The organism is Micromonospora foliorum (assembly GCF_022229015.1).
Classification (GTDB): Bacteria; Actinomycetota; Actinomycetes; order Mycobacteriales; family Micromonosporaceae; genus Micromonospora; species Micromonospora foliorum.
In genome coordinates this window covers 1-9,148 of record NZ_JAKKFF010000233.1, presented here as the reverse complement: position 1 = coordinate 9,148, position 9,148 = coordinate 1, and the positions used below count along the sequence as shown (strand labels likewise).

9 protein-coding genes are annotated in these 9,148 nt (G+C 71.4%); 2 read left to right on the top strand and 7 right to left on the bottom strand.

Annotated features, from left to right (window positions below; genetic code table 11):
* Window positions 1-18 precede the first annotated feature (18 nt).
* The 6 genes from argF to PSH25_RS17695 all read right to left on the bottom strand — a co-directional run bounded on the left by argF (window position 19) and on the right by PSH25_RS17695 (window position 5,718).
* Window positions 19-987 carry an ornithine carbamoyltransferase gene (argF, locus tag PSH25_RS17720; protein ID WP_238660135.1) on the bottom strand — a complete coding sequence of 323 codons (969 nt, stop codon included), beginning with the start codon at window positions 985-987 and terminating at the stop codon, window positions 19-21.
* A complete protein-coding gene (locus PSH25_RS17715; protein WP_238660134.1) occupies window positions 984-2,213 on the bottom strand; it encodes an acetylornithine transaminase in 1,230 nt (409 codons plus the stop codon). The genes argF and PSH25_RS17715 overlap by 4 nt, the downstream gene beginning before the upstream one ends.
* Window positions 2,210-3,115, bottom strand: a complete 906-nt coding sequence (gene argB / locus PSH25_RS17710) for an acetylglutamate kinase (RefSeq protein WP_238660133.1) — start codon at window positions 3,113-3,115, stop codon at window positions 2,210-2,212. Before argB ends, PSH25_RS17715 begins: the two co-directional genes overlap by 4 nt.
* Window positions 3,112-4,284 carry a bifunctional glutamate N-acetyltransferase/amino-acid acetyltransferase ArgJ gene (argJ, locus tag PSH25_RS17705; RefSeq protein WP_238660132.1) on the bottom strand — a complete coding sequence of 391 codons (1,173 nt, stop codon included), beginning with the start codon at window positions 4,282-4,284 and terminating at the stop codon, window positions 3,112-3,114. The genes argB and argJ overlap by 4 nt, the downstream gene beginning before the upstream one ends.
* Window positions 4,281-5,282 (bottom strand): N-acetyl-gamma-glutamyl-phosphate reductase, encoded by a 1,002-nt coding sequence (gene argC / locus PSH25_RS17700; protein ID WP_238660131.1) that lies wholly within the window; start codon window positions 5,280-5,282, stop codon window positions 4,281-4,283. The genes argJ and argC overlap by 4 nt, the downstream gene beginning before the upstream one ends.
* Window positions 5,283-5,394: 112 nt before the next feature.
* Complete coding sequence (locus PSH25_RS17695) at window positions 5,395-5,718, bottom strand: hypothetical protein (protein ID WP_238660130.1); 324 nt, start codon at window positions 5,716-5,718, stop codon at window positions 5,395-5,397.
* 240 nt (window positions 5,719-5,958) lie between these two features.
* On the opposite strand from PSH25_RS17695, the gene PSH25_RS17690 reads away from it, so the two are divergent.
* Both PSH25_RS17690 and PSH25_RS17685 read left to right on the top strand, forming a co-directional pair.
* Window positions 5,959-7,125, top strand: a complete 1,167-nt coding sequence (locus tag PSH25_RS17690; RefSeq protein WP_238660129.1) for a helix-turn-helix domain-containing protein — start codon at window positions 5,959-5,961, stop codon at window positions 7,123-7,125.
* 10 nt (window positions 7,126-7,135) lie between these two features.
* Window positions 7,136-7,846, top strand: a complete 711-nt coding sequence (locus PSH25_RS17685) for a 5-formyltetrahydrofolate cyclo-ligase (RefSeq protein WP_238660128.1) — start codon at window positions 7,136-7,138, stop codon at window positions 7,844-7,846.
* A 270-nt stretch (window positions 7,847-8,116) separates the two neighbouring features.
* Here PSH25_RS17685 and PSH25_RS17680 read toward each other — a convergent pair.
* Window positions 8,117-9,148 (bottom strand): phenylalanine--tRNA ligase subunit beta-related protein (locus PSH25_RS17680; protein WP_502361353.1); only part of this gene is annotated, 1,032 nt, incomplete at its 5' end.

The window sequence follows — 9,148 nt, the reverse complement described above, 5'->3', positions numbered from 1 at the left end:
CGCGGGTCAGCGGCGCGGTCATCGCGGGCCGCCGGCGGCGGTGTCGCCGGTCGCGGCGCCGTCCGTCGCGGTCCCCAGCAGGAACGTCAGCAGCGCCTTCTGCACGTGCAGCCGGTTCTCGGCCTGGTCGAAGACGGCGCTCTGCGGGCCGTCGAGCACCTCGTCGGTGATCTCCTCGCCGCGGTGCGCGGGCAGGCAGTGCAGCACGATCGCGTCCGGGGCGGCCTGGCCGAGCAGTTCCTTGTTGACCTGGTACGGCAGGAACGGGGTGATCCGGTCCAACCCGTCGGACTCCTGCCCCATCGACGTCCAGGTGTCGGTGGCCAGCACGTCGGCGTCGCGTACCGCCTGGGCCGGGTCGGTCAGCACCCGCACCGACCCGCCGGTCTCCGCGGCGATCTGGGCGGCCCGTTCCACCACGGCCGGGTCCGGCGCGAACCCGGCCGGGCCGGCGATCCGCACGTGCATCCCGGCCGTCGCCCCGGCCAGCAGGTACGACTGCGCCATGTTGTTCGCGGCGTCCCCCACGTACGCCAGGGTGCGGCCGGCCGTGCCACCACACCGCTCCCGGACGGTGAGCAGGTCGGCCAGCAGCTGGCACGGGTGGAAACCGTCGGTGAGCGCGTTGACCACCGGCACACTCGCGCCGGCGGCCACCTCGGCGATCCGCTCGTCTCCGTGGGTCCGCAGCACGATCGCCGCGACGTAGCGGGACAGCACCCGCCCCGCGTCGGCGAGGGCCTCACCGCGGCCGAAGTGGGTGACCTGCGTGTCCACCACGAGGGGGTGGCCGCCCAGTTCGGCGATCCCGGCGTCGAACGAGATCCTGGTCCGCAGGCTCTGCTTGTCGAAGAGCACCGCCACCGAGCGGGGGCCGACCAGCGGCCGGTGCCCGAACCGGTCCGCCTTCATCCGCGCCGCCAGGTCGAGAACCGCGGACTGTTCGGCGGGTGAGAGGTCGTCGTCGCGCAGGAAGTGCCGGGTCATCGAGTCGTCCCCGTCGTGGTGGTCAGGGTGGCTGGTGCGGTCGACGCGCCGGCGGCGGCCGGGGCGGTCGCGTCCAGTGCGGCGGGCAGCGCCGCGAGGAAGGCGTCCGCCTGGGCGGCGGTGAGAATCAGCGGCGGCGCCAGCCGGATCACACCCGGCTGCACCGGGTTGACCAGGAAGCCGGCTTCCCGCAGGGCCTCGGCCAGCACCGACGCCACCGGCGCGGTGAGCGCCACGCCGAGCAGCAGACCGGCACCGCGTACCCCGGCGATCAGCGGGTGGCCCAGCGCCTCGATGCCGCGACGCAGCCGCTCACCGACCCGCTTGACGTTGTCGAGCAGGCCCTCGTTGGCGATGGTCGCCACCACGGCGAGCGCCGCCGCGCAGCTGACCGGGTTGCCGCCGAACGTGGTGCCGTGCGAACCGGGGGTGAGCAGGTCCGCGGCGGGGCCGAAGGCCAGCGTGGCGCCGATGGGCAGCCCGCCCCCCAGCCCCTTGGCCAGGGTGACCACGTCCGGCTCCACACCCTCGGCCTGGTGCGCGAACCAGTGCCCGGTGCGCCCGACGCCGGTCTGCACCTCGTCGAGGACCAGCAGCGCGCCGTGCCGGGCGGTGATCCGCCGGGCCGCGGCGAGATAGCCGGCCGGCGGGACGAGCACGCCGTTCTCACCCTGAATGGGTTCGAGGATCACCATGGCGGTGGCGTCGGAGACGGCCGCGTCGAGAGCGGCGACGTCGCCGTAGTCGACGTGGGTCACCTCGCCGGGCAGCGGCCGGAACGGGTCGGCCTTGGCCGGCTGGCCGGTCAGCGCGAGCGCGCCCATGGTGCGCCCGTGGAAGCCGCCCCTGGTGGCCACCACGTGGGTGCGGCCGGTGCGCCGGGAGAGCTTGAACGCCGCCTCGTTCGCCTCCGCGCCCGAGTTGGCGAAGAACACCCGGCCGGGTCGCCCGGCGAGCGCCAACAGCAGCTCGGCGAGGGCGACCGGCGGCTCGGCCACAAAGAGGTTGGAGACGTGCCCGAGGGTCGCCACCTGCTTCGACACCGCCGCCACCACGGCCGGGTGGGCGTGACCGAGGGCGTTGACCGCGATGCCACCCACCAGGTCCAGGTACTCCCGGCCGGCGTCGTCGACCACCACGGCGCCGGCGCCGGAGACCAACGCCAACGGCGGCGTGCCGTAGTTGTCCATCATGGACTGCTTCCACCGCTGCGCCAACGTGCTCATGTCGCGTCCGTCCCGTCTCCCGGCACCACCATCGTTCCGAACCCTTCCGAGGTGAACACCTCGAGCAACGTGGAGTGCGCCACCCGACCGTCGACGACGTGCGCGGCGGGCACTCCCCCACGTACCGCCCGAAGGCAGGCCTCCATCTTCGGCACCATCCCCGACTCCAGGCTGGGTAGCAGCTTGGCCAGGTCGTCCGCGACGATCTCGGAGACCAGGCTGGTGGTGTCCGGCCAGTCCGCGTACAGACCGGCCACGTCGGTGAGCACCACGAGCTTGCGGGCCCGCAGCGCGATGGCCAACGCCGCGGCGGCGGTGTCCGCGTTGAGGTTGTGCAACACCCCGTCCACGTCCGGCGCCACCGTGGAGATCACCGGAATCCGGCCGGCATCGATCAGGTCGGTCACCGCCGACACGTCGACCGACTCGACGTCTCCGACCTGGCCCACGTCGACCGGCACCCCGTCCACGTACGCCGGACGGCGCACCGCGGTGAACAGCCGGGCGTCCTCGCCGGAGAGGCCGACGGCGTACGGACCGTGCGAGTTGATCAAGCCCACCAGCTCCCGGCCCACCTGACCGACCAGCACCATCCGGACGACGTCCATCGCCTCGGCGGTGGTCACCCGCAGACCACCCCGGAACTCGCTGGCGATGCCGAGGCGACCGAGCATCGCGGAGATCTGCGGACCCCCGCCGTGCACCACCACGGGCTTCAGACCCGCGTAGCGCAGGAAGACCATGTCGGCCGCGAACGCCCGCTGCAACTCCGGATCGGTCATCGCGTTGCCGCCGTACTTGACCACGACCGTCGAGCCGGAGAAGCGCGCCAGCCAGGGCAGCGCCTCGATCAGCGTCTCCGCCTTGACCTGGGCGCGAGCCAGGTCGTTGCTGAGACTCATGTGGAGTACGCCGAGTTCTCGTGCACGTACGCGTGGGACAGGTCGTTGGTCCAGATCGTGGCGGCCGACGTACCCGCGTGCAGGTCGATCCGGATGGTCACGTCCCGCCCGGTCAGGTCGACCTTCGAGCGGTCCTCGGCGGCGGCGCCGCCCCGGCACACCCACACCCCGTTGACCGCCACGTCCACCTCGTCCGGCTCGAACGCGGCGGCGGTGGTGCCGACGGCGGCGAGGATCCGACCCCAGTTGGGGTCGTTGCCGAACAGCGCCGTCTTTACCAGGTTGTTGCGGGCCACCGTACGGCCCACCTCGACCGCATCGTCCTCGTCCGCCGCGCCGACCACGTCGATGGCGATCTGCTTGGTGGCGCCCTCGGCGTCGGCCACCAACTGCTGGGCCAGGTCATGGCAGGCCGCGGTGACGGCGGCGGCCAGCTCGGCCGGCGTCGGCTCGATGCCGCTCGCGCCACTCGACAGCAGCAGCACCGTGTCGTTCGTGGACATGCAACCGTCGGAGTCGACCCTGTCGAAGCTCACCCGGGTGGCCGCCCGCAACGCCTCGTCCAACGCCGCCGGCCCGGCCACCGCATCGGTGGTCAGCACGCAGAGCATGGTGGCCATCCCCGGCGCGAGCATCCCGGCGCCCTTGGCCATGCCGCCGACCGTCCAACCGCTGCCCCGGGCCACCGTGTTCTTCGGCCGGGTGTCCGTGGTCATGATCGCCTCGGCGGCGGCCGGGCCACCGTCGCGGGACAACCCACGGATCGCCGAGCGGACGCCCGGCAGCAGCTTCGGCATGGGCAGCCGCTCACCGATCAGGCCGGTCGAGCAGACCGCGACCTCACCGGCACCGAGGATCAACCGGGGACTGACCGCGGTCAGCGCGGCGGCGGTGTGCTCGGCGGTGGCGTGCGTGTCCTGGAAACCGGCCGGGCCGGTGCAGGCGTTGGCGCCACCGGAGTTGAGCACCACGGCGCGGACCACACCGCCCTGTACGACCTGCTGAGTCCAGAGCACCGGCGCGGCCTTGACCCGGTTGGTGGTGAAGACACCGGCCACTCCGGCGTCCGGACCGTCGTTGACCACCAGGGCGACGTCCGCGCCGCCGCTGGCCTTGAGCCCGGCGGCCACCCCGGCCGCCCGGAACCCCCGAGGGGTGGTGACACTCATGGGGCGGTCCCCCAGATCGACAGGCCCGTCGTCTCCGGCAGGCCGAGCATCAGGTTGGCGTTCTGTACGGCCTGACCGGCCGCGCCCTTACCCAGGTTGTCCAACGCGCTGAGCACGATCAGACGACCCGAGTCGACGTCGACGGTGGCCTGCAGGTGACACGAGTTGGAGCCCAGGGTGGCGGCGGTGTGCGGCCAGCGGCCCTCCGGCAGCACGTGCACGAACGGCGCGTCCGCGTACGCCCGCGCCAGCACGTCCTGCGGGTCGACGCCGCGCGCCGGCACCGCGGTGACCGTGGCCAGGATGCCGCGCGGCATCGGCGCCAGGACCGGGGTGAACGACAGGCCTGTCGCACCGGTGGCCTGCTTGATCTCCGGGACGTGCTGGTGGGTTCCCACCCGGTACGGAGACAGGTCGCCCATCACCTCGCTTGCCAACAGGTGCGGCTTGGCCGCCCGGCCGGCGCCGGACGTGCCGGAGGCGGCGACCACCACCACGTCGGCGGGGCTGGCCGCGCCGTCGGCGATCAGCGGCGCGAGCGCCAGGGTGATGGCGGCGGCGTAGCAGCCGGTGTTCGCCACCCGGGCGGAGCCGGCGATCAGCTCCCGCTGGCCGGGCAGCTCGGGCAGGCCGTAGGTCCACTGCCCGGCGTGCGTGCCGCCGTAGTACTGCGCCCAGGCGTACGGGTCGGCCAGCCGGTGGTCGGCGCCCAGGTCGACGATCCGTACCTCGGCCGGTAGCTGGGCCGCGAGGGCGGCCGACTGACCGTGCGGCAGGGCCAGGAAGACCAGGTCCGCGTCGGCCAGGGTGGCTGGATCGGTCTCGCCGAGCACCAGGTCGAGCCCGGTGAGCTGCGGGTGCACCACGTCGACGCGGTGCCCGGCCTGGCTGTGCGCGGTGGCGGCGACCAGGTCGAATTCGGGGTGCCCGGCGATCAGGCGCAGCAGCTCACCCCCGGCGTACCCGCTCGCTCCGGCGACCGCGACTCGGATCCCCATACTCACCTCCGCATGACTATGCAGCGAAGATTAACAAGGACGACACAGGACTGCAAGTTAATACACTGCCCTGCATGATGATGTACTCCCAAGTCCGGCGAGCGAGAGCCTTTCATGCTTCCGGCTCCTCGGGCTGCGGAGAGCCGATCTCAGTCCTCCGGTAGGAGCGGGTGTGGCGGGCGGGCCAGCCAAGGAACCGATCAAACATGTCACTGGCGCACCCGGTGGTGGTGGGGTTGAGCTTGTGCAGGTCGTCGATGGCGTCATGGAGCAGGCTGGCCAGGTAGAGGAACAGGCTGACCGGGTTGCCGTCGTACTCGGTGACGAGAGCGAGCTTCGCACGCCCACAGGGCCAGGGTTGGCCGCAGGCACGGCAGAGCCAGATCGGGCGCAGCGGGGTGTGCTCTCTGGGCCGGTCTCGCTCCTGGGCGCTCACTTCTTTCCCCACTCAGTAGGTCGGGCTTGGAAAGGCAGCGGAACAGGCGGGAGCCCACGTAGTCGCCACGCCTTGCACAGCGGCTTCTGCTCTCATCCGTTCGGCCATGCGTCTACACAAGCCCCGACGGTCGCTGGTGCCCAGCGCGGCAACGGCGCAGATCTGATGCATCCCCATTGCGTCACATGGCGTGAGCTGGATGAATGGATCGTGACGGATGGCGGCGAAGGGAGTCGGTAGGTGGCGGACAGGCGTCGGCACCGGCTTGCCCAACGCCGCAAGACGATCGGCCTGAGCCAGGAACGCCTCGCCGAGGCCCTCGGCGTCGACCGCTCCACCATCGTGCGGTGGGAACGGGCGGAGACTGACCCGCAGCCCTGGCACCGGCCGCGTCTCGCCGCGGTCCTCAAGCTGTCGATCGAGGAACTGGCCGACCTCCTGGCCGACGTCGGCCAGGCACCGTCGCCGCCGGACGAGCGTCTCGGCTACGTGTTGCGCAACCCCGGCCGCGTCGACCTGATCGCTGTGGCATACCTGAGGGAGCGCGTACGGCACCTCGACGAGCGCTACGACCAGACGCCCTCGACGCTCCTGCTCGCCGAGGCCGGGCAACTACACGGTCAGGCAATCTTCCTTCGCCAGCACGCCAACAACGGGCCGGTTCAACGCGAGCTGGCGGCAGCAGTCGCCGAGTCCGCGACGTTGATGGGTCAACTCGTCTGGGACGCCTCGCAGCGGCGCGACCATGTCGCCAGCGCTGCCTATTTCGACCAAGCGATCAGCGCAGCCCAGGAAACGCGAGACGCGGTCACCGAGGCCAACGCGTTGCTCCGCAAGAGCTATCTCGCCCTCTACGGCACCAAGCAACCCAACGCCGGTCTTGTCCTGACGACCCGCGCCGCCGCCGTCAGCCACAGCGACAGTCACGTCATCGCCGGCCTCGCCCAACTGCATCGGGCTGAGGCACACGCGATGCTCGGTCAGGCCGGGGATTGCTCCGACGCCCTCGGTACCGCTGAAACTCACTTCGCCGCCGTCGACGCCCGAGATCCAGCCACCGCCATCTTCTGCCCCAGCCACTACACGAGGCTCGAGGGGTCCTGCTGGCTCTCCCTCAACAAGCCAGACAAAGCCGTGCCAGCGCTCGAGAACGCCCGACAACTGATCGCCGCACGCCGCAAATCCACCGCCGTCATCCTCGGCAACCTCGCCCTCGCCAGCATCCTCCAACGCGACGTCGACGCCGCGACGTCCTACCTGCGGCAGGCCATCGACGTCATCGAGCGAACCCGTGCCGGGGGTGGACTGAACCTCGCCATTGCCGCCGCCCGACAGCTACGCCCCTGGCGCGACGAGCCCTCGGTCCAGGACGTCAACGATCGACTCCTCACCCTCATGAGCCCATAGGAGCACCCACGTGACCGACATCGACCGTGCCAAACACGCCGTTCGGCAACACGTATGGGACCTCCTCGAACGTCAAGGTGCCGTCCCACCCGGCGTGCACGGTCACATCCCGGACTTCGCTGGCAAGGAAGAAGCCGCAGTCCGCCTCGCGGAACTGGAGGTATGGAAGAAGGCACGAGTGATCAAGTGCAACCCGGACCGGGCCCAACATCCCGTCCGGGTACGAGCCCTGCAGGAAGGCAAGCTGCTCTACATGGCGGTCCCGAAACTCGCTACCCCCAAGCCCTTCTATCTGCTCGACCCCGCCAGCCTCACCGCACCAATCGAGACCGCAGCTACGAGTCGCGGTGCACCGCAGGTCGCTCCCACGGTGGGACCCGCTGAAATGCGTCAAGTGGACCTCATTGTTTGCGGCAGCGTCGCTGTCAGCCGCCGAAGCGGCGTGCGGGTCGGGAAGGGCGCCGGCTATTCCGACCTGGAGATCGCCCTCCTCACCGAAGCCGGACTCGTCACCACCGAGACCGCCATCGCCACCACGATCCACCAGACCCAGCTACTCGAGGATGAGCTTCCCGACGCGGACCATGACTTCAGCGTCGACTTCGCGATCACACCGAACGAGGTAGTGGCTTGCAGACCCGAGCGGGGACGGCCGTCCGGCATCATCGGATCAAACCTTCGCCAAGATCAGCTCGACAGCATTCCCATACTGCGCGCCTGAGGACGGCAGGACACGTGGCTCGTCCTAGCTAAAGCTACTCAGTCACGGCACCATCTGTCGGTGCCGTGAAATTGGAACGGTTCACGTTCATCCATTGAATAGCTAGCCACGAGGACCTCCCCCCGGGGTGGCGTATTCAATCCACTAAAAAGGCTCTGGCCAGGTGATGAATCACCTGGCCAGAGCCTTGATTGCAGGTGCGCCGCCAGCGACTCCGACCCCCGAACCCGAGGATCAGAGAGATCGCGGGCCGGGCCCGGGCCGACCCCGTCAGGCGCCGCGCAGGGTGGCGCCGAGGCGCTCCGCCGCGACGGCGACCGCCGCGTCCCGTGCCGCGACCGCCTCCTCGACGGTCAGCGTCCGGTCCGGTGCCCGGAAGGTGAGCTTGTACGCCAGCGACCGGCGGCCGGCGCCGAGCTGAGCACCGGAGTACACGTCGAACAGCCGCACGTCCTCCAGCAGCTCACCGGCGCCCGCCTCCAGGGCCCGGCGCACCTGCTCCGCCGGCACCGACTCGTCCACCACCAGGGCCACGTCGATCAGCGCCGGCGGGAAGCCGGAAACCGTCGGCGCGGGCATCACCGGGGTCGCCGGCAGCGCGTCGAGGTTCAGTTCCATCGCGCTGGTGCGGCGGGGCAGTTCCAACGCCGCGACCACCACCGGGTGCAGCTCACCGGCGTGTCCGACGACCGAGCCGTCGACCCGCAGCTCGGCGCAGCGACCCGGGTGCCACGGGGCGTACTCGGCGGCGCGCACCTCGACCCGCTCGTCGGGGATCCCGGCGGCGGCCAGCACGTCACGGGCCGCCTCGATCGCGTCCGCCCAGCCGGCCGGTCGACCCGGCCCCCACCAGCCTGCCGGGTCCAGGTCGCCGGTGAGCACCACCGCGACGTGCACCGGCTGCGCCGGCACCACCGCGTCGGCGGCAGCGAACTCCTCGTCGGTCGGGCGCCGGTCCACGCCCATCGCCGGCGGGCTGCCCGCGCCGACGCGCGGGTGGAAGACCGCACCGATCTCGTAGAGGGAGAGGTCGCGGTGACCCCGGCCCAGGTTGCGCTTGAGGACGCCGAGCAGCGGGCCGAGCAGCGTGGTGCGCAGCAGCGGCTCCTCATCGGAGAGGGGGTTGGCCAGCCGCACCGCGGGCCGGCGCGGGTCGTCGGCCGGCAGGCCGAGCTGGTCGGCCAGTTCCGGCGACACGAACGGGTGCGCGAGCACGGCCACGTACCCCCGCTCCGCCAGCGAGTCGGCGACGGCCCGGCGGCGGCGCTGCCGCGGGGTCAGGCCGCGGCCCGGCGGCGCGGT